The organism is Bacillus haimaensis (genome assembly GCF_048270625.1).
Taxonomy (GTDB): Bacteria; Bacillota; Bacilli; order Bacillales; family Bacillaceae_I; genus Sutcliffiella_A; species Sutcliffiella_A haimaensis.
Map to the genome: position 1 here is coordinate 1,849,457 of NZ_CP158164.1, position 26,157 is coordinate 1,875,613.

General features: G+C 39.7%; 25 protein-coding genes, 1 tRNA gene and 2 pseudogenes. 9 read left to right on the forward strand and 19 right to left on the reverse strand.

The window, feature by feature from the left end; all coding sequences use genetic code 11:
• A complete protein-coding gene (locus ABN702_RS09430; RefSeq protein WP_417900441.1) occupies positions 1 to 696 on the forward strand; it encodes a DUF1287 domain-containing protein in 696 nt (231 codons plus the stop codon).
• 41 nt (positions 697 to 737) lie between these two features.
• Here the strand turns inward: ABN702_RS09430 and ABN702_RS09435 are convergent, their stop codons facing one another.
• The 3 genes from ABN702_RS09435 to acnA form a co-directional block, all read right to left on the reverse strand.
• Positions 738 to 1,244, reverse strand: coding sequence for a TlpA disulfide reductase family protein (locus ABN702_RS09435; RefSeq protein ID WP_417900442.1), 507 nt, complete (start codon positions 1,242 to 1,244; stop codon positions 738 to 740).
• A 14-nt stretch (positions 1,245 to 1,258) separates the two neighbouring features.
• Positions 1,259 to 1,663 carry a hypothetical protein gene (locus ABN702_RS09440; protein ID WP_417900443.1) on the reverse strand — a complete coding sequence of 135 codons (405 nt, stop codon included), beginning with the start codon at positions 1,661 to 1,663 and terminating at the stop codon, positions 1,259 to 1,261.
• A gap of 140 nt (positions 1,664 to 1,803) precedes the next feature.
• Positions 1,804 to 4,509, reverse strand: a complete 2,706-nt coding sequence (gene acnA, locus ABN702_RS09445) for an aconitate hydratase AcnA (protein WP_417900444.1) — start codon at positions 4,507 to 4,509, stop codon at positions 1,804 to 1,806.
• 293 nt (positions 4,510 to 4,802) lie between these two features.
• Between acnA and sspO the strand changes: the two genes are divergently transcribed.
• Positions 4,803 to 4,952 (forward strand): small acid-soluble spore protein O, encoded by a 150-nt coding sequence (gene sspO, locus ABN702_RS09450; protein WP_204413943.1) that lies wholly within the window; start codon positions 4,803 to 4,805, stop codon positions 4,950 to 4,952.
• Positions 4,953 to 5,445: 493 nt separating this feature from the next.
• On the opposite strand, the gene ABN702_RS09455 is transcribed toward sspO, so the two are convergent.
• Positions 5,446 to 5,706: a hypothetical protein gene (locus tag ABN702_RS09455; RefSeq protein ID WP_417900445.1), complete on the reverse strand. Its 261-nt coding sequence runs from the start codon at positions 5,704 to 5,706 to the stop codon at positions 5,446 to 5,448.
• A 131-nt stretch (positions 5,707 to 5,837) separates the two neighbouring features.
• Between ABN702_RS09455 and ABN702_RS09460 the strand changes: the two genes are divergently transcribed.
• On the forward strand, positions 5,838 to 5,984 hold the full coding sequence (locus ABN702_RS09460; protein ID WP_386637244.1) for a small acid-soluble spore protein P: 147 nt from the start codon (positions 5,838 to 5,840) through the stop codon (positions 5,982 to 5,984).
• Here the strand turns inward: ABN702_RS09460 and selA are convergent.
• Positions 5,968 to 7,305, reverse strand: coding sequence for an L-seryl-tRNA(Sec) selenium transferase (gene selA / locus ABN702_RS09465; protein ID WP_417900446.1), 1,338 nt, complete (start codon positions 7,303 to 7,305; stop codon positions 5,968 to 5,970). The genes ABN702_RS09460 and selA overlap by 17 nt on opposite strands.
• A gap of 151 nt (positions 7,306 to 7,456) precedes the next feature.
• Positions 7,457 to 7,642: pseudogene (locus tag ABN702_RS09470) on the reverse strand (Rdx family protein); the annotation flags it as partial.
• A gap of 216 nt (positions 7,643 to 7,858) precedes the next feature.
• Here ABN702_RS09470 and selD point away from each other — a divergent pair.
• Complete coding sequence (gene selD / locus ABN702_RS09475) at positions 7,859 to 8,908, forward strand: selenide, water dikinase SelD (RefSeq protein WP_417900447.1); 1,050 nt, start codon at positions 7,859 to 7,861, stop codon at positions 8,906 to 8,908.
• Between the two features lie 44 nt (positions 8,909 to 8,952).
• Here selD and selB read toward each other — a convergent pair whose 3' ends face one another.
• From selB to ABN702_RS09510, 7 genes are all read right to left on the reverse strand, one after another.
• Positions 8,953 to 10,842, reverse strand: coding sequence for a selenocysteine-specific translation elongation factor (gene selB / locus ABN702_RS09480; RefSeq protein WP_417900448.1), 1,890 nt, complete (start codon positions 10,840 to 10,842; stop codon positions 8,953 to 8,955).
• On the reverse strand, positions 10,826 to 11,053 hold the full coding sequence (locus ABN702_RS09485; protein WP_417900449.1) for a spore germination protein: 228 nt from the start codon (positions 11,051 to 11,053) through the stop codon (positions 10,826 to 10,828). The genes selB and ABN702_RS09485 overlap by 17 nt, the downstream gene beginning before the upstream one ends.
• 70 nt (positions 11,054 to 11,123) lie before the next feature.
• Entirely contained in the window at positions 11,124 to 11,612 is a 489-nt protein-coding gene (locus tag ABN702_RS09490) for a hypothetical protein (protein WP_417900450.1), read from the reverse strand.
• A 132-nt stretch (positions 11,613 to 11,744) separates the two neighbouring features.
• Positions 11,745 to 12,515 carry a sporulation protein gene (locus ABN702_RS09495; RefSeq protein WP_417900451.1) on the reverse strand — a complete coding sequence of 257 codons (771 nt, stop codon included), beginning with the start codon at positions 12,513 to 12,515 and terminating at the stop codon, positions 11,745 to 11,747.
• 184 nt (positions 12,516 to 12,699) lie between these two features.
• On the reverse strand, positions 12,700 to 13,434 hold the full coding sequence (pyrH, locus tag ABN702_RS09500; RefSeq protein WP_417900452.1) for a UMP kinase: 735 nt from the start codon (positions 13,432 to 13,434) through the stop codon (positions 12,700 to 12,702).
• 195 nt (positions 13,435 to 13,629) lie between these two features.
• On the reverse strand, positions 13,630 to 15,438 hold the full coding sequence (pepF, locus tag ABN702_RS09505) for an oligoendopeptidase F (RefSeq protein ID WP_417900453.1): 1,809 nt from the start codon (positions 15,436 to 15,438) through the stop codon (positions 13,630 to 13,632).
• 114 nt (positions 15,439 to 15,552) lie between these two features.
• Positions 15,553 to 15,765, reverse strand: coding sequence for a DNA-binding protein (locus tag ABN702_RS09510; RefSeq protein WP_417900454.1), 213 nt, complete (start codon positions 15,763 to 15,765; stop codon positions 15,553 to 15,555).
• An 88-nt stretch (positions 15,766 to 15,853) separates the two neighbouring features.
• On the opposite strand from ABN702_RS09510, the gene ABN702_RS09515 reads away from it, so the two are divergent.
• Positions 15,854 to 15,950 (forward strand) — tRNA-Sec (locus tag ABN702_RS09515).
• A 118-nt stretch (positions 15,951 to 16,068) separates the two neighbouring features.
• On the opposite strand, the gene ABN702_RS09520 is transcribed toward ABN702_RS09515, so the two are convergent.
• Together ABN702_RS09520 and ABN702_RS09525 are read right to left on the reverse strand one after the other, a co-directional pair.
• Positions 16,069 to 17,187 (reverse strand): tyrosine-type recombinase/integrase, encoded by a 1,119-nt coding sequence (locus ABN702_RS09520; RefSeq protein ID WP_417900455.1) that lies wholly within the window; start codon positions 17,185 to 17,187, stop codon positions 16,069 to 16,071.
• 117 nt (positions 17,188 to 17,304) lie between these two features.
• Positions 17,305 to 17,445 (reverse strand): helix-turn-helix domain-containing protein, encoded by a 141-nt coding sequence (locus ABN702_RS09525; RefSeq protein WP_417900456.1) that lies wholly within the window; start codon positions 17,443 to 17,445, stop codon positions 17,305 to 17,307.
• A gap of 324 nt (positions 17,446 to 17,769) precedes the next feature.
• On the opposite strand from ABN702_RS09525, the gene ABN702_RS09530 reads away from it, so the two are divergent.
• The 4 genes from ABN702_RS09530 (at position 17,770) to ABN702_RS09545 (ending at position 22,839) form a co-directional block, all read left to right on the forward strand.
• A complete protein-coding gene (locus ABN702_RS09530; RefSeq protein ID WP_417900457.1) occupies positions 17,770 to 18,729 on the forward strand; it encodes a DUF3231 family protein in 960 nt (319 codons plus the stop codon).
• A gap of 419 nt (positions 18,730 to 19,148) precedes the next feature.
• Complete coding sequence (locus ABN702_RS09535; RefSeq protein WP_417900458.1) at positions 19,149 to 20,645, forward strand: spore germination protein; 1,497 nt, start codon at positions 19,149 to 19,151, stop codon at positions 20,643 to 20,645.
• 29 nt (positions 20,646 to 20,674) lie between these two features.
• The gene (locus ABN702_RS09540) at positions 20,675 to 21,742 is read left to right on the forward strand and encodes a Ger(x)C family spore germination protein (RefSeq protein WP_417900459.1); all 1,068 of its coding nucleotides are present in this window, start codon (positions 20,675 to 20,677) and stop codon (positions 21,740 to 21,742) included.
• Positions 21,742 to 22,839 (forward strand): GerAB/ArcD/ProY family transporter, encoded by a 1,098-nt coding sequence (locus ABN702_RS09545; protein WP_417900460.1) that lies wholly within the window; start codon positions 21,742 to 21,744, stop codon positions 22,837 to 22,839. Before ABN702_RS09540 ends, ABN702_RS09545 begins: the two co-directional genes overlap by 1 nt.
• Before the next feature lie 540 nt (positions 22,840 to 23,379).
• Here the strand turns inward: ABN702_RS09545 and ABN702_RS09550 are convergent.
• The 4 genes and pseudogenes from ABN702_RS09550 to ABN702_RS09565 all read right to left on the reverse strand — a co-directional run bounded on the left by ABN702_RS09550 (position 23,380) and on the right by ABN702_RS09565 (position 26,156).
• Positions 23,380 to 23,866: pseudogene (locus ABN702_RS09550) on the reverse strand (dihydrofolate reductase).
• 173 nt (positions 23,867 to 24,039) lie between these two features.
• Complete coding sequence (locus ABN702_RS09555) at positions 24,040 to 24,603, reverse strand: hypothetical protein (protein ID WP_417900461.1); 564 nt, start codon at positions 24,601 to 24,603, stop codon at positions 24,040 to 24,042.
• 181 nt (positions 24,604 to 24,784) lie between these two features.
• Complete coding sequence (locus tag ABN702_RS09560) at positions 24,785 to 25,753, reverse strand: caspase family protein (RefSeq protein ID WP_417900462.1); 969 nt, start codon at positions 25,751 to 25,753, stop codon at positions 24,785 to 24,787.
• Between the two features lie 16 nt (positions 25,754 to 25,769).
• Complete coding sequence (locus ABN702_RS09565; RefSeq protein WP_417900463.1) at positions 25,770 to 26,156, reverse strand: TIR domain-containing protein; 387 nt, start codon at positions 26,154 to 26,156, stop codon at positions 25,770 to 25,772.
• Position 26,157: the final 1 nt, after the last annotated feature.

Below are 26,157 nucleotides of genomic sequence, written 5' to 3' on the forward strand. Positions count from 1 at the left end.
GTGAAGAAAAAACTTATTTCAATTTTTGCTGTAGTATCAATAGGTCTTATAGCTTTTCTTTTCTTATTTAGAGACGGGATTATTCTTGATCATATAGGCCTCCATGTTGAGTTTCCATTCGGAAATGCTATGGAGGTGCCGGCAGAATTTTCAGAAGTGGATACTAATAGCAATGATATCCCCGATCCACTTGATGTTGTTAGGACAGCTCGTGGCGAAGTCGATCGGCGTACAACATACAAAAGCGTTTATTATGATGGAGGATATCCCCCTGAAGAAGAAGGAGTATGTACGGATGTTATTTGGCGGGGATTGATGGGAGCAGACATCAATCTGAAGGACCTGATGGATAAGGATATAGCGGAAAACACGGGCCTTTATCCCCGAGTCGGAGGAAATCCTGACTCAAATATTGATTTCCGGAGAGTTCCCAATCAGGACGTCTTTTTCCAGCGGTTTGCTGAATCGTTGACAACGGAGTTGATTCGAAACGATGTGGAAAATCTGAAGCAATGGCAGCCAGGGGACATAGTTGTTTTCCTTGGAGGGGACTTTGATCATGTAGGAATAGTTTCCGACAGAAGAGCCAAGGACGGTACGCCCTACCTTATTCACAATACCTACCCATTTGCTGCGGAAGTGAAATTGTCATCCTTTAGATCCCCTATTACAGGTCACTACAGATGGAAATATTAAAAGGAGCAGACCAACAAAACGCGGTCTGCTCTTTTTTATCATCAGTTCATCTTCTTTACTTGCTCTTCCATCAACTCATACGTCATTGGTCCAAGATGCCGGTAGGAGATGATTCCTTCCGTATCAATGAAGAACGTCGTAGGCATGGTCAATACGTCATAATAACGGAACATTTCTTCCTGATCGAGGAGAATAGGGAATGTGTAGCCACCCTCTTCCACGTACTCCTGAATATTATCAATCCCAGGCTCCGAAGTAGTGAGGTTTACGGCCAATATTTCCACATCCTTGTTCTCTTCCGAATACTTCTGCATCTCAGGCATTTCGGCTCGGCATGGGCCACACCAAGTGGCCCAAAAATTGAGGATTACTTTTTTGCCCTGATAATCCGAAAGCTTGGCAGTTTTGCCGTCAAGGGTGGTCAGTTCAAAATCTCTTGCCATTTCTCCCTCTTTAACCCCGACTGCAGGTTCTTTTTCTGCAAAGACCTGGAATATCGCATATCCGCTCAAAGCCACCAAAAAGGCAATAGCAATTATTTTTTTCACAAGATCTCCATCCTTTATATGAAATACATCATTCCATAATAGCTCGCCAACACAATAGCGGCACTTACGATGACTTTTGTTGTCAGTTGTCTAATATGTAAACCTGAGCGATACGCTTTCCAATAGAAAAGGAAAAGCGCTACAATGCTCGCCAGATAAATCCCTTTAGTCCCTCCGGTAAAAAATATTATCCCAAATGGATTGGTCCAGATAATAGACGGTCTAAAGAGAAGAATACTAAATTTAAACACTAAAATCCACCATATGGCCGCACTCATCAGATGTTGCTCCATGATCCTTAATGTCTCAGACTGTTTTCTAAATATGATGGCCATATATAAATATGCAAGGAGCAAAGAGAAAAGAAGGACAAGGATTGATTTTTTGAGAAGCAGCGGTCCTAATTGAATGGCATCCATCGTATTTACCTCGTTTACTTTAATTAAATCATATTCATGTCTTTCCTTTGATTCTTCATGTGTCTATTTTATAACAAATGTGATTGGATGAAAAAAAGCCGGCCCCTCCATCTGGAGGGGCCAGCTTCGTTTTTGCACTATTACGCTTTTAACTTGTCACGTAATACCATTCTTAAGATACCACCATGACGGTAGTAGTCGATTTCCACTTCGCTGTCGAAACGAACAAGTGCTTCAAACTCTTTCTTGTTGCCATCTTCGTCAGTCGCTGTAACTTTTACGAAGTCACGTGGTTTAACTGTCTCATCAACAGCCACTTCAAATGTTTCTGTACCAGTTAAGCCAAGGATTTCAGCATTTTCGCCGTCTTTGAACTGTAAAGGTAATACGCCCATAAGAACAAGGTTGCTGCGGTGGATTCTTTCGAAGCTTTCCGCGATAACAGTCTTGATTCCAAGCAGGTTTGTTCCTTTTGCAGCCCAGTCACGGGAGCTTCCCATACCATAGTCTTTACCAGCGATAACCATTAGGCCAGTTCCGTCCTCTTTGTACTTCATGCAAGCATCATAGATGGACATTACATCGCCAGTTGGCCAGTAAGTCGTCCAGCCGCCTTCAGTACCTGGAGCCACTTGGTTACGGATACGGATGTTCGCAAACGTTCCACGCATCATCACTTCATGGTTACCACGACGGGAACCGTAGGAGTTGAACTCACGTGGAGTAACACCGTTAGCTTGCAAGTATTTACCTGCAGGCGTATCTTTCCCGATGGAACCAGCTGGTGAGATATGGTCAGTTGTTACGGAATCCGCGAATTTACCAACTACACGCAATCCTGAAAGTGGTTCTACAGTTCCTGCTTCAGGAGTCAACCCTTCAAAGAATGGCGGGTTTTGGATGTATGTGGAATCATTATCCCATGTATAAAGAGCTTCATCGGAAGTCTCGATTTGGTTCCAACGCTCGTTGTCATCAAATACTCTTTCATATTCTCTACGGAACAGTTCAGGCGTTACAGTAGCTTTTACTACTTCCTTCACTTCATCTTGGGATGGCCATATGTCCTTGAAGAATACATCGTTGCCGTCTTTGTCCTTGCCTAGTACATCGTTCTGAAGATCCACATCTACATTTCCAGCAAGTGCATAAGCCACAACTAGTGGTGGAGATGCAAGGTAGTTACCTTTTACAAGTGGATGGATACGTCCTTCAAAGTTACGGTTACCGGAAAGTACAGAAGTAACAAGAAGATCATTTTCCGCAACTGCTTCTTCGATTTCATCCGCTAATGGACCGGAGTTACCGATACATGTAGCACAACCATATCCAACGATGTTAAAGCCAAGATCGTTCAGGTAAGGTTGAAGTCCGGAATCATGAAGATAGCCTGTTACTACTTTCGAACCAGGTGCCAAGGAAGTTTTTACATAGCTTGGAACCTTCAATCCTAATTCCACCGCTTTTTTCGCAACAAGACCTGCTGCAATCAATACGTATGGATTAGAAGTATTCGTACAGGAAGTGATGGAAGCAATCGCAATCGATCCTGTTTTCATTGTTGTTTTATCACCGTTTGCAAGCGTAACTTCTACTTCTTTGTTGATATCAGTAGGAGTCATACCATAGCCTTGGTTTCCTTGTGGTGCTACCAATGCATTGCGGAAAGTTTCCTGCATCATGGATAGAGGCACAAGGTCTTGAGGACGTTTAGGTCCGGAAAGGTTTGGTTCAATCTCAGCCAAGTCGATTTCCACTACATCTGTGTAGATAGGATCTGCATCTGGGCTGAAGAACAATCCGTTTGCTTTGCAGTATTCTTCAACAAGCTTGATCTGTTCTTCGTCTCTTCCTGTTAAACGCATGTAGTCTAGGGACTCCTCGTCAACTGGGAAGAAACCACATGTTGCTCCATATTCAGGTGCCATGTTTGCAATCGTTGCACGATCTGCAAGAGGAAGCTCGGAAACTCCAGGACCGAAGAATTCAACAAACTTACCAACTACACCGTGTTTACGAAGAACTTGCGTAACTTTTAATGCCAAGTCAGTAGCGGTAGTTCCGTTTGGTAAAGAACCTGTCAGTTTAACCCCTACAACCTCAGGCACTGGGAAGTATGAAGGCTGCCCAAGCATTCCCGCTTCTGCTTCGATACCACCTACACCCCATCCAAGAACACCGATACCGTTGATCATCGTAGTATGGGAATCTGTTCCTACAAGTGTGTCTGGGAAAGCTAATAACTCACCATTTTCTTCCACACCGTGAACCACGTTTGCCAAGTACTCTAGGTTAACTTGGTGAACGATACCAGTTGCTGGTGGCACTGCACGGTAGTTGTCAAAGGATTTCTTTGCCCAGCTTAGGAACTTATAACGCTCTGCATTACGTTCGAACTCAAGCTTCATGTTGAAATCCAGTGAGTCTGCAGTACCAGCTTTATCAACCTGTACAGAGTGGTCAATAACTAGGTCAACCGGAATCTCAGGATTGATTTTCTGAGGATCTCCACCCACGTCTGCCATTGCTTTACGTAAAGATGCAAGGTCAACAACCGCCGGAACTCCTGTGAAATCTTGAAGAATTACACGAGAAGGCTTGAATGGTACATCCACTTCCTTTTGCTCGTCTGTTCCCCATTTTGCTAAGTTTTCAACGTGTTCTTTTGTGATAACACGGCCGTCTACCTGGCGTAGAACGGATTCTAATAATACTTTAATGGAATATGGTAAGCGTGACACGTTACCAACGTTCGCTTTCTCAAGCGCTTGCAAAGAATAGTAATGATACGTTTTGCCGTTCACATCGAAGGATGCACGTGCATTGAAAACATCTTGCTTCGTCATATGTATTACCCCCTGCTACTCATAGTTTAATAGGACCTCGCTATGAACAATTAATAGGCATTGAAAAACAGGCTCACCTTTGGAAAGCGTTTGCGATTGTTTTTCTTTGAGACAAATTACGATTGATTTCTCCCACCGAATAGTCCTTACGACATTATCTTAATACAACATTCTTCATAAGTAAATATCAATAAAGTTATCAAATCACATAAGTTACACTTATCTTTCATAATATTCGACAAATACATGTGTGGAATTCTGCTGGTAATGATAAATGTAGGAGGTGATGGATAATGGCAAAAAGAAAGGCAAACCACGTTATCGAGGGAATGAATGCAGCCGGAGCTCAAGGCAAAGGCGCAGGGTATAATGAGGAGTTCTCCAATGAACCATTGACGGAAGCACAGAAACAGAATAATAAAAAGCGTAAGAAGAACCAGTAGGGTAAGTAGGATATTTATGGATTGGTTGCGGTCTTCATCAGTGGGATGAAGACCTTTTTAGTGTGACTTGGCGGGCGTGTGGGTCTTCATGGACTGGATGATGGACTTTTCGCTTGGGATTTTAAGGTGAAAGGGCCTTCATAACCCCGATGACGCGTTTTTCACCTGCATTGCTTAGCTAAAAAGCCCTTCATCACCCCGATGACGCGTTTTTCACCTGCATTGCTTAGCTAAAAAGCCCATCATAACCTCGATGACGCGTTTTTCACCTGCATTGCTTAGGCAAAAAAGCCCATCATCACCCCGATGACGCGTTTTTCACCTGCATTGCTTAGGTAAAAAGCCCATCATAACCCTGACGACGCGTTTTTCACCTGCATCCCAAAAACAAGTCCCATCATACACAGCCACCCCTACGCCGCGTCCCCCACTTATACAACAACAAAACCCAAAAAACCGCCCCAGACTCCCAAAGTCCAGAACGGCTCCCTTCTCATTCTTGATTATTTCCTTGCTGCAAAATAGTCTGCAGATCCTGCTGGAATTGCATCAATTGTGGACGCTGTGTTTCAGAAGCCACTTCCAAAGCATTATTGATTTGTTCCATCGCTTCATTCACTTCATTTTCTAGACGTTTGAAATCATGGCCATAATTAGGGTCATTTCTTACAATCGCCTCATATACATCCCTTGCCTGCTCTGTTCCTTGCTGAGCTGCTTGGAAAGCCTGCTGTTTATCTTTATGATATGGCATGCGGGTTCACTCCTCCAGATAGAAAATAAAAGCTCTACCTAGACTGCCCATATGGCAAAAAATTATACCTGAATTCCCTCCGCATAATACACGACAATTATCAAAAACTAAAAGCAAAGGAGGAGATCAAAATGAACAAAAACGACCATAAAGACATGGTAAGAAACCAGCCCAAAGGTAACCAACATTCCGGCCAACCAGAGCCTTTAAGCGGATCACATAAGGTGAAGAACCGCAATCATACCAGACAAAAGCATAATTCTAGTCACGATATGTAAGCCTCTCCATCGCTTTGATCAGATCAGGAAGCTCTCCACGCGTGATGGTTCGGAAGTCGAGTAGGATACTGTCCCCACTTGTTCGGACTATCACGCTTGGAGTCCCTGTTCTTAGCTTATCGGCCAAGGAATGTGCAGCAAGTGCCTCATGATTCAACTTCACGACATAGGTAGGTATCCGTACATCTGGCATCGTCCCTCCCCCTACCATGGAATATTCCCTGATAATTTCAGCCTGAAAACTATTCCACCCGGAAATGGCGTCGCTAAACTCTTCAGCTTTCTCCTTGACCTCCTCCAAAGACTGTAGCATATCTCTCACTGTAGGGATGTCTTTGTGGCGCTGATTCAGATACGCTTTAAAAGTCGCTTCCAAGGCGGCGAAGCTCATCTTATCCACCCGTAGGACTCTGGCCAATTGGTGCTTTTTCAGTTGATCGATATACTTCTTCTTGCCGGCAATAATTCCTGCCTGCGGACCGCCGAGGAGTTTATCACCGCTAAAAGAAACTAGATCTACACCTGTTTCAAGAACCTTATGCACAACCGGCTCTTCCCCAATGCCCTCTTTGGCAAAATCATATAGTACCCCGCTTCCTAAATCCTCATAAACCATAACCTCATCACGAGTCCCTGCAATCTCAACAAGCTCCTCAGTAGAGACCGTCTTGGTGAATCCAATTGTCTTGAAATTGCTCGTGTGAACTTTCAAAAGCATCGCAGTTTCATCATTCAATGCATCAGAATAGTCTTTGACATGTGTTTTGTTGGTCGTTCCTACCTCCACGAGCTTTGCCCCGCTCTCTTCCATGATCGAGGAAATGCGGAACGATCCGCCGATCTCCACCAGTTGCCCCCGGGATACTATTACTTCTTTTCCTTTGGCAAAAGTTTTCAAAATAAAGTAAACGGCTGCCGCATTATTATTGACCACCATTGCCGCTTCTGCTCCAGTAGCCTGTTTGATCAAGTCTTCCACAAGATCATGCCTCGAACCACGAGTCCCTGATTCGATTTCAAACTCCAGATTTGAATAGTTTACGGCAACCTCTGCCACGCGGTTAATCGCTTCCTTGCTTAATCTTGCACGGCCAAGGTTCGTATGTAAAATAGTTCCTGTTCCATTTATTACTCGTTTCAAACGATTTTCATCCGCTTCATTCAGCATCTTTTCAACCGTATTCCAGATGATACCAGTCAAATCCCCGTTGATGACGATTCCGTTCTTAATATCTGAACGCATGCCTTCTAAGGCTTTACGAATATGAACCGTCATTACTTCATCCTGAAGATTGTATTTTTGTCTTAACCGTATAAACATCGCATCCCGTTGCAATTCATGAACCGGGGAATGTCCCGTAGACTTTTATTTATCATCTAATTCACCTGTCTTAAGGATTTTTCCACTATTATAACATGTGCAGGATAGTGGAGCAGAAAATGAAAAGAGAAGGGATATCCCCTTCTCCAGCTCAACCTTTTTCCAATTTTGCAATGACATCTTCCGCTTTTGGGAAGACTCCTGTTTCTTTTTTGGAATGAACCGTCTCTCCATCCACCTTCACTTCAAAAACTCCTCCTGAACTTGGAATGAGTTCCATGGTAGTGATACTTGTACGGAAATGGGTAAAAAGTGATTCCGCGAAACTCGCGGCTTTTGGTGCGTAGTTTCACTGCATGCAGAATTCGATGGATACTTTGAAATTTTTCATGAATTTTCCTCCTAATGCATGATGTACTACAAGTGCTGGCATCTTTGTCAGCGCTTACTTTAATTGTAATACAAGCATCCGTTTTTCGCAAAAGTATGAAAATTATTTAGTGGAAATCATTTTCACTACTGACTATACTTAAACTAGCAGGAGGTGGTCCAAATGAGTGAACACGAAAAGTTCCGTTTAACTTCACTTTCATCAAAAGCAGGCTGAGGATGCAAACTTGGTCCAAGTGACCTCACGCAAGTTTTGCGTGGATTGCCCTCCAATTTAGAGGATCCGAATCTGTTAGTGGGATTCGCCACTTCAGACGATGCTGGAGTATATAAAGTGACAGAAGATATTGCTCTGATTCAGACCGTCGATTATTTTACACCCGTGGTGGATGATCCATATAAGTTCGGACAGATTGCTGCCGCCAATGCACTCAGTGATGTGTACGCAATGGGTGGTGTTCCAAAGACGGCACTAAATATCGTGGGATACCCGATCAAGAAATTGGGTCCTTCCATACTTAATCAGATTTTAGCGGGAGCCTTTGACAAGGTGAAAGAGGCGGGTGCAGTCATTGTTGGTGGACACTCCATCGATGACCAGGAGCCGAAATTCGGCATCTCTGTTACAGGCTTTGTACACCCTGAACGTATCTGGAAAAATGTCGGTGCACGGCCGGGAGATGTGCTTGTCCTGACAAAACCGATCGGAGTGGGCATACTTACCACTGCCATCAAAAGAGGCAAAGCAACAGTTGATCAAATAGAGCTTGTGACAATCGTCATGAGTGAACTCAATAAAGTGGCTGCCGAAGAATTGCAGCACTTCTCCCCACATGCCGTAACAGATGTAACCGGTTTTGGCTTATTGGGACATGCAAGCGAAATGGCCAGAGGAAGCGGTGTTAGTCTACATATTCATATGGACAGCATTCCAGTACTTCCAGGAACATATGAGCTTGCAGCCCAGGGAGTGGTTCCCGGTGGATCCAAGGCTAACCATGAATGGCTCAAGTCCGATGTAAGTTATGCCTCTCTCATTACGGAGGAGCAGCAGCTTGTCCTGTGTGATGCCATCACTTCCGGTGGACTGCTAGTAAGCCTCCCTAAGGATGAGGCGGCACTATATCTGGATTTGCTTGCAAAAAGGAATCTCTCAGCTGCCATTATCGGTGAAGTTGTAGCGCCTGATGAAAAACTTATCCTTATTGATTAAAAAAGAGCAATCCCTCTTAAATTTAAGGGATTGCTCTTTTTCTGCTATAGCCACCTGCGTTTGGTTCCTTCTCTCTCTGTAACCCCAAGGGCATCCATCAGCTCAACGAAAGGAATCAGATATTTTCTGGAAAGCTGCAGCATTTCTTTTATTTCGCTTAATTCAACCTCTTCCACTGTTTGACTTTTCAAATAGTCAACAGCCACATGAAATTCATGTCCATCAATCAGATGTGCATCATCCAAAGGATAAGCTTTCATTTGTCTAAGAAGGAAATATTTCAAGTCATGGGTTTCTTTTTCAGGCAGACCAGCTTTTTCACAGTACTGGATGAACGGCTGTGGAGTTACCTTAGCCGACGCAAGCTCCCGCTCCACCTGTTCCATCCTTTTCTGCCACTGCTTTGGGTAGCTTGGCTCGAATCCGTCCAAATACAATAGATTATCCTTCCTTCGTACACATTTGGAGGTTTCCATTTTTCCCAGAAGAAAATCAAGGAGCTCAATGGAACTGGAATTACTAAATTCAGAAAATAGCTCCGCCTTCGGAATTCCAAGCCTTAAGGGGTTCATGACGTGATATTCACGAATACGGTCAGTCACCTGCCTCTTTTTTTCCTTCAAAATCGGCTCAAAGGCATATATTTGACCTGTGACATTCACAATAAGCCCTTGCTCCTCAAGCAGCACGAGCACGTTATCCACCAATCCCGCTTCCCTTTTCAGATTCTCCATTGAAAGCATGTCTCTTCTAGAAAAAGCCTCTCTTACCCGTTCTTCAGGTGTACCCTGCTTTATTCTTCGCAGAGTATCAACGGTTGCTTGACCAAATTTATAGACAGATCCCTTTGATTGAATGATCCACCCTCCTCCTATGGTCTCCACCGGAGTCGGTCTCCTGAGGATAATTTTATCTCCCCGGCTGCATGTAATGAGCTCGTCTAGACGAAGCTGGCATAGTACCTCTTCTTCTGACTGGCCGTCATATTCATTTCGATCAAAAAAGACGATTTTACCCAGGACTTCCGCAGTACCGGTATGAACCTTTACAAGACTCCTCTGTTTTATTGGAGATTGAAGATTTTCTACCATATGGAGGGATACATCAATGGTATCGGTTGTATCATATGTATTTTCGTGAGCGAGCACATCCCCGCGCTGTATGCTATCCTTGCTTAACCCTGAGAGGTTTACGGCAACCCGCTGACCGGCAACGGCTTGTTCCACCTGCTTGTTATGTACTTGAAGCTGTCTTACTTTTGCGACTTGCCTTCTTGGCAATACTTCAACTGTATCCCCGTTGTTAATCTTACCTTCTGTTATCGTACCCCTGACAATCGTCCCTTGCCCTTTCAATGTAAAAACCTGATCGATTGGTAGTCGGAAATTGCCTGTAACATGTTTTTCCTGTAAAGCTTCCAGCTCTTTTTGGAGTATTTGCTTCAATTCGGGAATTCCTTCCTTTTTCAAGCTGTTCACATATACAACTGGGGCACCTTCAAAAATAGTTCCAGTAAGCTCCTCCACAATTTCCTCTGTCGCAAGCTCAAGGAACTCCTCATCGACTTTGTCTATTTTAGTGAATGCCACGATGCCCTTTTTCACCTGGAGAAATTTCAGGATTTCCAGATGTTCCTTCGTTTGAGGCATGACCCCTTCATCTGCTGCGATGACAAGAATAACAAGATCGATGCCGGAAACCCCTGCAATCATCTGCCTGATAAATCGCTCATGGCCAGGCACATCGACCACAGAAACGATGGATCCATCACCTAAATGCAATGGTGCAAATCCAGGTTCAATGGAAATCTGCCGCTCCTTTTCTTCTTTTAGACGATCCGTGTCCACTCCGGTTAAAGCTTTAGTTAACGTGGTTTTTCCGTGATCGATATGACCGGCCATCCCGATTGTAAAGTGTTTATTCAATATCTTCACCTATTTCATCAATAAACTGGACGTTCTTTTTCCCACATACTTTCACAACACTGACCTTTGTGAATGTTTTGATGTTATTCCCCAAGTTCCCACTGCCGGAACCGGTCACACCAGTCTCTTCAGCAATCGGGCACGCCTTGAAAATGTTTCCGAAATTCACGACACCACCACTCACATTCTCGATGATTACCTTTTTGATAAAACACGCCATTTCTGTCACCCCTTTTTATTTAGGGTATGACAGCATGTTTTTGCTTGTATAGGTGGACGTCCCTGCCCTATTATTTTTTATAAAATTGCCGCAGATACTGCTGCCACTCTTCCTCTGTCCACTTCTTATTTTTACGCTCCTGCAAAAAGCCTTTTTTCCATTGACGTTTCAAATTATCCACTTTATTCGCCTGAATGCTGCTCTGATTTAAGGCTTTCGCACGAACATCTTCCCAAATAGGCTTCTTGGTGGAAGGTTCAAAATATAGAGGCTCGATCAGGTACTTAAAGATGAAAACGCTGAAAATGAAAAATGAGATAATTTTTATTGGTATAGGTAATGGTAGGACTATGTTTGCCACAAATCCTACGGCAATGATGAAGCCGCTTCTATAGGAAAATTTCCTTACTGCCTGTTTGCGCTCATCCATGGAAAGGTCCAGCAGGGATTGGTATCTCTGCTCCATTTCACAGTCGACACAGTATGCTTCTATGAAAGTGCTTTTCTCATCATAGCGCTCTGCCAATCTCTTTTTGTGTTTTGTACAAAATAAATCCAATCTCTTCCTCCAGCATCTTGTCTTAGTAGGTTCATTATATCAATTAATTGGAGAAACGAAAATAAACGCTATGCAGCTCCCATAATACAGAAAAACAGATGCGGATTGCTCAGCATCTGTTTTGTGAATATATTAGCTGTATCTTTGAATAATGCCCATCAGCTTCTGTTCCATATTTGGCAGGTCCTGTTTCGTTACCGTGAAGTTCACATGCGATTCGTCCATTTCCAACGCTTCAGAAAGGAAACTTCCCAATCCTCTTGCTTTACGATCCACCTGCATCCAAACATCCACTTGGTTGTCTGTCTGATTCAGGAACATGAATTCTATTTCATCCAATCGGCCACGGTAAGCACCGGACGTTGGAACAAGTTCGAATTCCTGGACAAAGGGTTGGCGTGTTTTCAAGCGATAAGGTGACGCTTCACATTCCACTTTTCTAAGTCGGAACCCGATATCACTTGCTGCCTTCAGTACTGAAGAAATGATAGTGGAAGGCATCACGTCGATAAAATCTCTGTCTGAGGGATCCACAGCATTCTTAATATCGAGCCCTGTTTGAATCCAGACTTTCGTATTCCCCATCGTGACGGGAGTTTCATAAGGCAGGACAAAGCGGAATGGAAACTCCTTCATTTCATTCGGACCAATTGTAAAAGGGTCCACAAGTTTAATAGATTCGATGGTTGCTTGTTTTTGAACTTTCGTGTCATTGGACTCTTTTATATATGTTGTGACAAGCGATAAATAGATGGTATCAATCTGCTGCTCAGTTGAACCACCTTTGATTTCTACGATGCCTTTTACTTCTTCACCAGGAATCAAACGGTCGTTCACCAATTTGGTATCTACCGTTGCTGCACCTATCCCAATACTCGCCAATGCCTTGTTAAAAAAGGACATTACAATACCCCCTACACCAATTCAAATTAGTTTTTTGGATAACACGGTTAATTTACGAGCAAGTTCTTAAAAGGTTTCATGTTTTTACAGTTTAATAGATGAAAAATTACTTATTTCCATATTAATCTCTACTTAGGAAACTAACAAGAAGAATGTAGCGACAGCTTTTTGTAATCAAACTTTTTCAATACTGATTTTTGACTGTTTCCTCATTGTTGACAATCGTCCCGATAGATTCACCCATACATATCCTGCCCATTGCCCCACTTTCATCAAAGTTGAAGATGTGTACAGGCAGCTTATAATCCCTCGCCAGTAGAAGTGCGGATTGGTCCATCACTTTAATATTATTTTTAATCACATCATTATAATGCAATACCCGATACATTTTTGCATCCTTTGTTGTTTTAGGGTCACTTGTAAAAACTCCGTCTACACCTTGTTTGGCAACAAAGATCGCATCACAGTTGATTTCAATCGCCCGCTGCACACTTGGATAGTCGGTTGTAACAAATGGCTGCCCATTCCCTCCCCCAAAGATGACAATATGGCCCTTTTCCAAATGGTGCATCGCCCTTAACCTGATATAAGGTTCTGCGACAGAAGTAACTGCTATGGATGTCATGACACGGACGTCCTTTTCCGTTTTACTCTTAAGTACTCCCCTCAGCATCAAACTGTTGATGATGGTGCCGAGCGTTCCGATATTATCCGCCTCTACCCGGTCGATGCCCCACGCATCCGCCATGCTTCCACGAAATATATTGCCTCCCCCGATGACAATGGACACCTCTATCCCGTTTTCTACAATGGTAAGTATCTCGTTTGCGATATGTTCCAATCGTTCTGGACAAAAGCTGTTTCCGCTCTGGTCCGCTAGAGCTCCTCCACTTAATTTGATCATGACTCTCTTATACATGCACACACCCCTTTTTCCAAATAAAAAGGACTAAAGGCAAAAACACCTTTAGTCCTTCTAAATATCAAAGAGAAGAATAACGCCTGCATCCGCTTGGTTAGAACGTCTCACCATTACTCTTCCCCCTCTTCATTCTGATTCCTTAAGACAGTTTATACAAGAAAACCATAATCGTCAATGAAATTCATTAAAATTTCAGAAGCTTTTTTCTAGTTCGTCAACTAGATGCCCGACATAGGCGACAGCCTTCTGGATAGGGGCTGGTGTGGACATGTCCACACCGGCGAGTTTCATCATGTCCAATGGCTTCAAGGTACCTCCCGCCTTCAATGCCTCCAACCAGCGATCAACAGCAGGCTGGCCTTCCTCCTGGATGCTTTGTGCAGCAGAAGTAGAAGCAGTAAGTCCTGCAGAGTACGTATATGGATACAGACCCATATAGTAGTGAGGCTGACGCATCCAGGTCAAGCCTGCTCCTTCATCCAGTTCTACCGAGTCTCCCCAGAACTTGGACAGAAGTTCTGTTTTTTGTTCGCAAAGAAGTTTTGCCGTGATCGGCGTCCCCTTATCTGCCAAATCATAGACTCTGCGTTGAAGCTCCCCCTCCAGGATATGTGTGACAAAATTATGATAGTACGTTCCCAGTGATTGCAGGATCACCCAGCGTCTCATGCGCTCATCGCTCGATTTGGCCAGTATATGCTGACTTAATAGCATTTCATTCATCGTGGAAGGTGCCTCGACAAAATATCTGGACGGACGGGTATTCGTCATTGTCTGGTAGCGCCCAGCCAAACTGAAGTGTCCGGCATGTCCAAGCTCATGTGTCAGAGTAAAGGCATTTCTCATGGAATCGTTCCATGTAATCAGGATATAAGGGTGTACGCCATATGGGCTGGAACAGAATGCACCGGAAGCTTTCCCTTCATTGTCCGCCAAATCAACCCAGCGGTCCGAGAGCGCCCTTTCCATAATTTCCATATATTCTTCTCCTATGATCCCCAATGATTCCAAGATAAGCTTGGAGGACTCCTCATAGGTGATCTCCGGGTTATATTCCGGATCAAGAGGTGCTTTCAGGTCACAATAGGTCATCTTGTCCAATCCGATCAGTCGTTTCTTGAGCCTTGCAAATCTCTGCATATGTGGAGCCAATTCATTTTGAATCGTATCAAGCTGGTTATGGTACATCTCCTTTGATACATCCTGATCATGCAAGAGCATGTCCGTTACAGATTCATAGTTTCGCAGACGAGATTCAATGACCTGCTTTTTCACTTCTGTCGCGTAGGTGGCTGCGTAAGTATTCTTATATTGATTCAATGTTTTCGTATAGGAGGCATACGCTTTTCTACGGATTTCGGTATCCGGTGATTCCTCATAAAAAGGATAAGAATTGAAAGTCAATGGATGTTCGGTTCCGTCATCCGTTGTGAAGGATGAGAACTTCATATCCGATGTTTTACTTCGTAGGTAGATCATATAAGGAGCGTTGTTCACTTCACCAAAGGCTGCCAGCACCTCTTCCGCTTCCGGGGATAGTCGATGCGGTTTTGTCGCCATCAGGTCATGCAATGTTTTGCTATAATCCTTTAACCCTGCTTCTTGCTGTATGTATGCTTCTACTGTCTCTTCATCCAACTCAAGAATTTCAGAAAAGAGGAAAGAAGTATTAGATTGTACAACTCCTAACATCGATGCAACCCGTGCAGAATTTGCCTGGTTCACCGGGTTTGTTCCATCCTCCGACTGACGCAGACTTGCAAAAGTCATCACTCTGGTAATCCGTTCAGCTAATGCGTCTTTAGCAAGAAGGCTGTCCAGAAGTGTCTTCGCGCTCTCTCCCACTTTTCCTTTGTATTGCGTAACGGATTGAAGATCCAGTGGAATGGCTGCCAGTTCAGCCTCCCATTCCTTTTCGGTTTCAAACAGGTCTCGAAGGTCCCAAGTATGTTCAACAGGCACTTCACTTCTTGTTAAGGTCTTGTTCATAACTTTCGTCATAAAATCTCTCCCCATCTATCAAAAATATATTTCGCCTTACGAAAAACTTACCCCTATTATATAAGAGTTTGGTATTGATTGAAATGGGATATTTTAATTTTTCTAATTTTTTCGTCAACTCATAAAAGAACGTCCCTTCTCTTCCAAAGCCACTCGAAGTATGCCAACCGCTTTCGGGCCAACTCCATGCAGCTTCAACAGCTCTTTCTCCCGAATTGATGTCAATTCTTCAAGTTGCGTATATCCTGCTGCCTCGAGCGCCCTTGTTGCCGGTTTTCCAATTCCTTTTGGAAAACCGGTTTCTATTGTCTTGCTTTCCTGTTTCATATCAATCGCTCCCTCCTTGTTAGATTATTTCGCTATTATTATTGCAAATCCTTTGTTGAAAAAGTAAAATGAAATATGTCTAAAAAATGGGGCTGATTGCAATGCTGGTGCTTGTCTCGGTCTTCAAAACCGCTTGTGAGGCGCGTGCCGTCTCAGGTGGGTTCGATTCCCACGCAGTCCCGCCAACCCTTATATATCAACGGATTGAAGGTTTTCACTTATTAAATTGTAAGCCTCGATTAAAACCCTTTTCTTGTTTGGGTGCCATCTGGGTGCCGTAAGGGGAACATGACCTATTCGTTATCATTCTTCGTCATCAAATACTTCAATAGCCTGTTCCTGCAAAGATGGTATCACATGACTATATAAATCTAATGTATTTCCAATTTTAGAGTGACCTAAACGTTCGCTGACAATTTTGGGATGGACATTCTTTTGTAGCAAAATGGTTGCGTGAGAATGTCTTAAGTCGTGAAACCGGGCATCTTTTAATCCTGCTCGTTTAATCGCGCTTTTATAAACTCTGTGTAACTCCCTCAGACTAGGATAATTACCATTTGAGTTGAAAAAAACTAAATCGTTGGGATTAAAGCTAGATCCTAATTGGTTCTTTAAATCTTGATACCGATTATAGTGGCTCATTAAATGTTTCATGAGCTTTTTCCCAATCACAATTGTTCGATCTTTACCACTCTTTGTCAGATCCTTGATTTGTACTTTGCCATCTTCATCCACATAAGCAGATTTGGTGATAGCCATCCGTCGGTTCTCAAAATCGATATCTGTCCACGTTAAGGCACGTAACTCACCTAAACGCGCTCCAGTATGACCCGCAGTGTAAATTACTGGATAATAGACCATGCTCGATTTTGCTGCTTCTAAAAGACTGTCCAATTCATCTTTAGAATAGAAAGTCGGTCTAAACTTTTTTGGTTTAGGTGGCTTGGCTTGCTGAACTACATTTCTGTTCACAAATTCCCAATCTACCGCATCATTTATTGCTTTAGATAATAAACGATGATGATGTTTAACTGTCTGAGCAGATAGATCTTCAAGTTTTTCTACATAATAACTCTGTATTTGCAGAGGTCTTAACTCATGTAGCATGATATGTCCAAGCCCGGGCTTTAAATGAACTCGGATTATCTGCTCATAACCTCTATAGGTATTGGGAGAAGTATTTGATTTGGCATACGAATTAAGCCAATAATCTAAATAATTACCTAAGGAAATATCCTCTTTAACCTCCTTGTTATCTTTTTCTTTTTGAAGGTCTGCTATTGCAATATCTAGAGCCGCTTTAGCATCTCTTTTAGTTTTAAAATTCTTTTGAACTTTTCGTTTTCGATTTCCTTTCGTACCAATTTCAATTGTTACATAATAAGTCCCTGTCTTTTTATCCTTTGTTACGCGACCAGTCAAATTCTAATCCTCCTTCTAATGACTGGGCACCTAAACTTAAACACCATTATTAAGTATGGTTTAGTATACATTGTAATAAACCTAAAAGTGTTATGGATAGATGCCCTATTGAAAATTTTATCTTGCAGCTTTGCCAATCAACCATTCTTGCAGAGCAGCTTTTGGAATTAGAATTTTTGTGCCAACCCTTACGGTATGAAATTCACCCGAATGAGCAAGATCATACGCTTTACCTCGACTTATTCCTAAGAATTTCATAAGGTCTTAGACTTTTTGGATGTTGTTTTCTTTGTTTGATTATAAAATTTATCTTGATTGTTTCAGACAGTTCTTTATATTGAATTGATTGTATTTCTTTTCAACTTTTTGAAGAAAGTTCGTTTTAGATATTCACTTCAATATTTTTGAATCATTATATTACCAACATCAGTTTGGTCGGATATATATAACGTTGTTCCTTTTCGAAAGGTTCAATCCTATACACGGAAACTCTATGTGTATTTAGGAAGAATACTGATTCATGAATAATCAAGAATTTTATTGACAAACTAAAAAAAGAATGAATCTTTAGGGGGTATAAAAATGAACGTAAATGAATTAGGTTTCCTTTGGTACTTACAATCAAGTTCAAACATGTTCAATTTATTATTAAAATATCTTAGTGAAACATCTGAGGATACTGATTTAAGGAATATTTTAAATGAAATATATGAAATCTCTACATATCAAGAACAAGAGGCTACTCAATTATTGTCTGACGAAGGTTATAAAGATACACCGTTCTTCAGGGAAGATGATATATATAGTTCAACAACAAAGCTATTTTCAGACCAATTAATTATAGAAATCTTAAAGCATATAACGAGTAATGGATTGCGAGCGCTTGCTGTTCAATATGTTGAATTAACAGATTATAAAGTAAAAAACTTTTATAAAAAACTACTGAATGATGTAATTCAATTAGATTTTTCTTTATTAAAATTGCTTAATGATAAAGATTTATTACAAAATAATTCCTTCTCTTACAAAAAAGCAGATGAAAGGGATGGGAAACTATTCAAAGTTGTATCAACTCAGCAACGACCACTTAATGCGGTAGAATTGGCAAATATGTTCAGTTCCCTTCAATGTAACAATGTTGGAGTTGCTCTTTGTATCGGTTTTTCTGAAGTCGTAGAGGATATGGACACTAAGAAATTTATACTAGAAGGGAAAAAGTTAGCATTTTATCAATCAGCTTCTTTATCCGATATCTATAGAGAAAATGGAATTCCAACAACAACTGGACTAGAGGCTCACGTTAATAAAGTAAAGGAATCACCTTTTTCAGATAAATTAATGGCAAACTTAATAATGTTCCTAAATCCAGTAAGTATAAGCAACCTACAAAATGCAGTGGTATCCAGTTATAAAAAGGATCATATAGATTCTTTAAAGGAACTAATCAAAATGGTTGAAGACTACTCAGAGAAAGGGCTGAAGTTATTAATAAGGAAAAATTGGTTTAATGAACCACCTGTGTCTAATTGGTCACATAAATAGAAACGGTGGCTGGTGCTAATCAAGAAATGGTAACTTCTCGGCACATACTTTAGGGATGGTAACAATCAGAAAAATGGTATTTAACAATATTTGGAGTGTTATTGGGTCCTGTATGGCTCCCAATGTTGTTTGTTTTTCCTGGATTAATATTCGGATTTATTGTTGGAAAAATCTTAAATAAAATTTCTTAAAAACCATCACTTTTAATATTTTGAGGATGGTTTTTTATATTGAATGTGCATGAAAGTTTAGTTAACTAAACTGCTTATGTTAATGGAACAAGAAAAGCCTTACTCCCTTTTTCTTGTGTCCAAATCTGCATGAGTATTCATCGAACCACAAATACATGAAAACACCAGCAATTGCCTAAACTAGCTAAGAATAATACTTGACTGTTTTTATATGGAGGTTTTGGTTCCTTGCGGAATTTCATAAAACAAAAAAACAATTCAATACATGATTTGTTTAAAAAGATTTCTAAATCTGATGATTTTTACCAATTTTCCACTAAAAGCGTCAATGAGTCACCCATATATTTTTCCTATTATAAGAGCCTTATTGATGAAAAAAAAATACATCATCATCTCCTTCCATATATTCAATCTGCAGAGGAAGTATTTACAGAACTTACGGATGTAATGAATGCCATACCTATAGAAGATCGAGAAATCACTTCCGATGCTAAAGTATTCATAAACAAACTGACAAAAGGCTACATTTTTATTCATTTAACAAAAACTCCTGAGAATGGTATTTTGGTTAATCTTTCGAATGGAACGAAGGGTTATAGAGATTTTAATGATGCTGAAAATGAATATAGTGTAATTGGACCAAATGTGGGCTTTGTCGAAGATCTTGATACAAACCTCAGCCTATTGAGAAGGCAAATTACATCCGACGATCTTGTTTTTAAAGAATTAACTAAAGGATCTCTTTCAAATACTCGGGTTATGATTGGATATATTGATGGAATTGCAAATCCACAGCACATTCAAACAATGAAACAACGTATTGAAGATTTAGATATGGATGTTATATTCGATAGTTCAGTTCTAGATCAGATTATTTCTGATAACTCAAATACACCTTTTCCGCTATTTATGTCTACAGAACGTTTGGATCGTACAAAGTTTATGCTTTTAAGTGGACAAGTAATCGTTATTAGTGACGGTTCACCTTATGTTATCGCAGGACCTACCAGTATATTTAACTTTTTTATATCACCAGAGGATTATTACTCACCGTGGCCAGTAGGGTCTTTCTTTCGATTAATACGATTTATAGGTGTCCTTTTTTCAATTTTTGCAACACCATTATATGTCGCAGTATTAACACACCATTATGCAATCATTCCGGAAGATCTGTTAACTCCGTTAATCATGTCAAGGGCAAATGTCCCGTTTCCTCCTTTAGTGGAAGCTTTATTTTTAGAAATTACAATAGAACTCTTGAGAGAAGCAGGAGCCAGACTTCCGACAAAAGTAGGCCAAACTCTGGGAATTGTTGGAGGTATTGTAATTGGGCAAGCTGCTGTTCAAGCTGCACTTACAAGTAACATTTTATTAATCATCGTAGCTCTTTCAGCACTTGCTTCTTTTACTACTCCTACTTTTAAGATGTCTAATACGATTCGGATATTAAGATTCCCACTTATTCTCTTAGCTGCAATATGGGGAGGTTTTGGGGTAACCCTGGGTCTTACTTTTATCCTGTGCCATCTAATAAGGTTAAAATCTCTTGGCACACCCTATTTGGCACCTCTATACCCAATCAGGTACAGAGATCTAAACGATAGTTTTATTCGGTCTTCTTTAAGTGTCACGACTAAACGGTATACCTTCTTTAGACCTCTAAAGTTGCATAGGTACAATGTCAAAAAGCATAAAGATATCGAGGATGACTATAATAACGAATAACTTATTTCTTTTTCAAGAGGTTGTGGGCCATGATGAAATTTTTAAAAATCCTATGTGTCCTGTTGTTAATTGTAGGATGCTCTAGGAATAAAATAGTCGAGGATTTAAAAATAATTGAATCATTAGGCTATGATCTTGAAGATGATAAAATAAAAGGAAGCGCCTCTTTCCATGTTCATTATGAAAAACCAGCAGAGGCACCAGTAAAGCTTCTTACAGCAAAATCCGAAACTGTAAATGGAATATTTACGACGTTTACGCAACAAGTACCACACCCTGTTGCAATAGGAAAAACAAGAACTATATTAATGGGAGAACCTTTTGCAAAAGAAGGCATTAAAGATTTAATGGGTACTCTTGTCAGAGACCCAATGATGGAAAACATTGCAACAGTGGTAATATCAAAGCAGGATGCTGCTGAAGTTCTTAATCTTGCTATGAGATATCCACCTTTTTATCTCTCTGATGTAATTGAACAAAATATAACATACGGAAATACGCCACAAACGAACATTCATACAGTATTAGATCAATACTATGGTGCTGGGCAAGATGTTTACTTGCCGGTCTTAACCATTTATGAATCTGAGAAGATAATGGTTGATGGATTAGGAATATTTAAGGGTGACAAATTGATGATGCTCCTTCAGGATAGGGAAGCGTTCCTCTTTAAGATCATTAAAGACAAAAATATTAGTGGTACTTATGAATTCATCAGCGAACAGAAAGAGAAAATCTTTCTTAAAATTATGTATGGAAAACGAAAAGTCTCCATTAAAAATACTCACCAAAAGCCACAGGTGAAAATTAAACTTGATTTATTTGCTCATATTGAAGATTACCCAAGGTCTCTTGATCTTTCTAAAAAGAAAGATGTAGATAAATTATCTAAAAAGATCGAAAAAGAATTAAGCACAAAAATCGAAAAATTATTGGAAGAGTTTAAAGGGGAACAAGTAGATCCTGTGGGATTTGGAGATTTAGTTAGAAGTGAAAAACGGGATTGGACGCAAGATAGCTTTAATGATCAATACCCAAATTTAGAATTTGAAATTGAAACGAAGGTGAACTTTCTACAGACGGGAGTGGAAGGATAGTGGAGCAAAAAAATAAAGAAAAATATTTAGTTTCTACTTTTTTTGTTTTCTTTTTGATTCACTCCTCTCAAACAGGGATTGGTCTCCTAAGCTTTCAGAATACGATTATTGAAAATGCTGGACATGATTCATGGATTTCAGTTATTATCACTGGTCTAAGCCTTCATATTATATTATGGATGATACTACAAATGGTAAGTAACCCTACCAAAGATTTGTTAAAAATCCATCAAATTTCGTTTGGTGAAAAGACTGGGAATTTTTTATCGGTTATTGTTATAGGATACTTTTTACTTTTGGCTCTTACCGTTTTTCGTATTTATATAGAAGCTATACAGGTATGGGTATTCCCAATGATCAAAACTTGGGAGCTTAGTCTAGGGTTAGCATGTCTAATCATTTATATCATTACCGGAGGATTTCGAACATTAACAGGAATAAGCTTTCTAGGAGTGGTTCTACCTTCAATTCTTCTGGTAACGTTATATTTTCCTTTACAATATGCTGATTTTAGAAACCTAATGCCGGTTTTTAACCATTCTATCTTGGAAATAGCTCAATCCTCTAAAGCATCTTCCCTAATATATATTGGATTTGAGACCTTGTTGATTTACTTCCCATTTATTAAGTACCCTTCTAAATCTGCAAAATGGGCACATGGGGCATTAGCCTATACAACTTTCATATATCTATTGGTTACATTGATAACTTTGGTTTATTTCAGCCAAGGTCAACTTAAGCATACATTATGGCCGACATTGGTAATGACTAAGATTGTTGAAATGCCTTTTATCATGCGGTTTGAATTTATTTTTATCTTTACCTGGCTTTTGGTTATACTTCCTGCCGTCTGTATTCCTATCTGGTGTTGTACGATGATCCTAAAGAAAATTACGAAAATTAAACCAAGGAAATCATTATATACGATTATGCTATTCATATTACTTTGTAGCATCTTTATTGATGACCGTCTGAAAGTAGATGCACTAGGGAAATTCACCTCAGAGGTAGGTTTCTATTTTATATATAGCTACATTCCACTTTTATTTATCATTTATTCCCTACGTAAAAGCAAATTTAAAAGCTCTGAGTATTAAGTTCAATGAAAACCTAGAAAATAGCTACTTTGAAGAATCTGGTGTTTAAGTAATTTAATAGTTTTTTCTATGTTTACTTTTCGCTGTCTGGTAAAAAACTGAACACTGCCGGAACTATGGGTTGTACAGTGGGTTCAAACTTGGCTATTTCATGAATATTATATTAAAAGCTGTCTCTAAAAAATTGTTGCTTTTGAATAAATGGCATACCCATTGATAGTGATTTGCTCCCCAAAAAGTATACAGATCAAATATAAAATCTGTTTACCTGGGGAGTTTTTTACATGGCCAAACAATACTATTCTGTAGAATTCATGCTTAAATATCTTCGCTTGTTATTCGAGATCACAATAGTGTCCTAACCAGCCTCAAACATGTTTCAACAAGTAGGGGGTGAACAGTTTTTCAGAAGGGATCAAATTTCCCATGCCCCCGTACGTTCTACCCCGGCTCCAGATAAAATATAACCTATAAAAAATAGACCAACCAGATATAACTTCTGATTGACCTTATAATACGAAGCCCCCGATTGCCGAATAATTAAATTGCCCTTTCATAAACGTAGAATTCATATTTATATGGGTTCTTCTCGTCTGTTATTCCTCTTTTTACAAACACTTCATTCCATTCACTTAAGTTAACTTCTGAAAAAAACGTATCACCTTCAAATTCTTCGTGGATTTTTGTTATATACATCCTTTCTACCATAGGTAAGAATAACTTATATATTTCTTCTCCACCAAAAATAAAAATATCTTCTTCACCTTTACATAATTCAAAAACCTCTTTTACTGAATTAGTCATTTCACAACCTTCATATGAAAGGTACTTATCTCTTGTCAAAACAATATTTTTTTTTACATACAGTCTTCCCAATTGATTCGAAGTTTCTTCTTCCTAATATAATTGGATGTCCCAAAGTTGTGTTCTATACATATTCCCAATCTTTCGGCTACCTCCAGGGTATATCATTGTCTTTACCTATTACTCGATTTTTGTCCATTGCTACCATTAAAGAAACATTCAAACAGCTCTCACACTTCCCTGTCATTTAACAAAGATTCAAATCGCTTCCTCCAGAAAACTGCCCGATTGTTGAACAACAATTTCTAAATAGCCAATAGGACTTCATAACGTAATAAGTCCTATTTTTCACTTATAGCTTTTGTGTCACTCGTTACAAGGGAGGATAATAAACGACTATCTATTTATGTTTCTAAGAATTCTAGTAACTTTCTTTGATAGATCATAATATTTTATCGCTTCTAAATAGGTAATATTTTCATCTGAAAGATGCCCGTGAACAGCCTTATTACGTAGTTCTCTCAACTCATTTAATGAATTTAAGGTATCAAGATCAATTGTTCCTGCATCCTTAAGTAGTTGAATGTTTTTTAAAGGTGAGTTATAGAGCGGGTAATCTGGAGACACTGCAGTTCTTTTAACTGTATTCATTATTTCTTTTTCAACCATTGACCAAGACATAGTAATTGATGCTGCAGGAGAGATCTGTGCTACTGTTATTATCTCTTTATCGTTGTTATTTAATTGGTTATTACTTTCAGGTAACTGTTTATCTTCAAGTGTTGTTTCAATTTCTTCTAATTTATTATTAAAATCCATTTCTAAATTGTTATAAGTTACCCTGTTTAAGTTAGAAAGGATCTTAACAAGGGGTTGTTTTAAAAAGATTACCATAGTTAGTACAGCACCAGGCCAAGCTAGGGACTTAATAATCGATGAAATAAACTCAAGCTTATTCAAGTTTGATACTCCTCAGTTTAAAATAGTATTGATTTTAATTAGAATTGACGTAAGAATTATTATTGCTTAACCAAAAATAATTGTACTTTTTCACCTCCTAATTAACAGTCTTAGGATAAAATAGTACAGGTACATCTATTTGATTGTACCTGTGTTATTTTATCTAACAGGGCTTATTGAATCATATTCTTTTATCCTTAACTAACCGCCAATAATGATAACCTAATGCAGTTAATTTACATGATTTTGAATTCATGGCTGCAAAATACATATGATCCTCATTGACCGGGACTATTAACCCTACACTTTCGAGTTTTTGTAGAATTTTAAATTTATTAACATTATCCGAATCTGCATACGGTTCAACAACTTTATGTTCCACATCTACGGTATTTGTATCTTCAAATGATGGATCTAAGCTAAATTCATGCTGTGGAGCAGGAAAAAACTCAATAAGCTTTCTTAATATATTTATAGGGACTTGGGATTCTATTGTTCTTAATGAAGTAAACCGAGATATGTTTGTTTTGAATACCGGTCTTTGATCCCATGGTCCTAAAGCTTGATCAATATATGCATAAACACTACCAGGAGTTATATGCCCCCTTAAATCAGCAGCTCCCCCTCGTAAAGCATCTAGTAATAAATTCGTAAATACCCCATGTCCATTAATCTCTAGTGAAGGTTCATGATCCCTACTAGCTGTCAATATAGAAACCCCTTCTACAATTTGTGTAGTTATTCCACCATTTATTTTAGGGGAACCAAAAGCACCGGAATGACAGCAATCAAGAATTATAATCCGGTTTCTCGCCTTTGAATCGTTTGCAATTTTAAGAATTTCATCCATAGATACTCCTAGATCATGTGCTTGATAATCTGGAGTAACAATATAACCACCAACATCGTCTATGTACCCATGTCCAGAAAAGTAGAATAATGATGTTTCGCTGTCACCATTGAACAAATCAACAATTAACCCTTTTAGCTCAGATTTATTTGAAACATCTGTAACTAATTTAACGTCGAAATTCGGTGAACCATCACTGTTACTTTCTATAATACTAGCTATTGCAGAAGCATCATTTATACATCCAGCAAGAGGGGAGGTTGGATAGTTGTTAATTCCTACAACTAATGCCTTTCGCATTTATAGTTCCCCCTATTCATTTTAAAGAATTTATCCAGTTAGCTATGTTATCCCATGTCCAATTAACCACTCTGATACCATTGAGTTCTGAAGGAAGAGTAGCCGGACGATTTTCTTGACTACCCCAAATACCTCTACAAGGGATACCTTCTTCTTTTGCACATTTTATTTCCCAAAGCTGACCATCGGCATTTTTAGAATTCTTGGTAACTATAATTATTACTCCATCACAGCCCTTAATTCTCGTACGACAATTAGTTTTCCAAGAAGAATCCCATGGTTTTTTAACTGACATATCCACAAATTCAAATGGTGAATTGTGGTTTTTCGCTTGTCCTACCAAAAAATCTCTTAACATTTTATCCTCCATTGCAAAACTAATAAAAATTCTCTTTTTAGCCATG

Coding starts and splice junctions, on each gene's coding strand:
- ABN702_RS09540 (WP_417900459.1), top strand. CDS start 20,675: ATGATGAAATTTTTAAAAATCCTATGTGTCCTGTTGTTAATTGTAGGA.
- ABN702_RS09530 (WP_417900457.1), top strand. CDS start 17,770: ATGAACGTAAATGAATTAGGTTTCCTTTGGTACTTACAATCAAGTTCA.
- ABN702_RS09510 (WP_417900454.1), bottom strand. CDS start 15,765: ATGAAACAGGAAAGCAAGACAATAGAAACCGGTTTTCCAAAAGGAATT.
- pyrH (WP_417900452.1), bottom strand. CDS start 13,434: ATGTATAAGAGAGTCATGATCAAATTAAGTGGAGGAGCTCTAGCGGAC.
- ABN702_RS09525 (WP_417900456.1), bottom strand. CDS start 17,445: ATGAAATTCTTAGGAATAAGTCGAGGTAAAGCGTATGATCTTGCTCAT.
- ABN702_RS09565 (WP_417900463.1), bottom strand. CDS start 26,156: ATGGCTAAAAAGAGAATTTTTATTAGTTTTGCAATGGAGGATAAAATG.
- ABN702_RS09560 (WP_417900462.1), bottom strand. CDS start 25,753: ATGCGAAAGGCATTAGTTGTAGGAATTAACAACTATCCAACCTCCCCT.
- pepF (WP_417900453.1), bottom strand. CDS start 15,438: ATGACGAAAGTTATGAACAAGACCTTAACAAGAAGTGAAGTGCCTGTT.
- ABN702_RS09485 (WP_417900449.1), bottom strand. CDS start 11,053: ATGGCGTGTTTTATCAAAAAGGTAATCATCGAGAATGTGAGTGGTGGT.
- ABN702_RS09460 (WP_386637244.1), top strand. CDS start 5,838: ATGAACAAAAACGACCATAAAGACATGGTAAGAAACCAGCCCAAAGGT.
- acnA (WP_417900444.1), bottom strand. CDS start 4,509: ATGACGAAGCAAGATGTTTTCAATGCACGTGCATCCTTCGATGTGAAC.
- ABN702_RS09455 (WP_417900445.1), bottom strand. CDS start 5,706: ATGCCATATCATAAAGATAAACAGCAGGCTTTCCAAGCAGCTCAGCAA.
- ABN702_RS09440 (WP_417900443.1), bottom strand. CDS start 1,663: ATGGATGCCATTCAATTAGGACCGCTGCTTCTCAAAAAATCAATCCTT.
- ABN702_RS09495 (WP_417900451.1), bottom strand. CDS start 12,515: ATGTCCTTTTTTAACAAGGCATTGGCGAGTATTGGGATAGGTGCAGCA.
- selA (WP_417900446.1), bottom strand. CDS start 7,305: ATGTTTATACGGTTAAGACAAAAATACAATCTTCAGGATGAAGTAATG.
- sspO (WP_204413943.1), top strand. CDS start 4,803: ATGGCAAAAAGAAAGGCAAACCACGTTATCGAGGGAATGAATGCAGCC.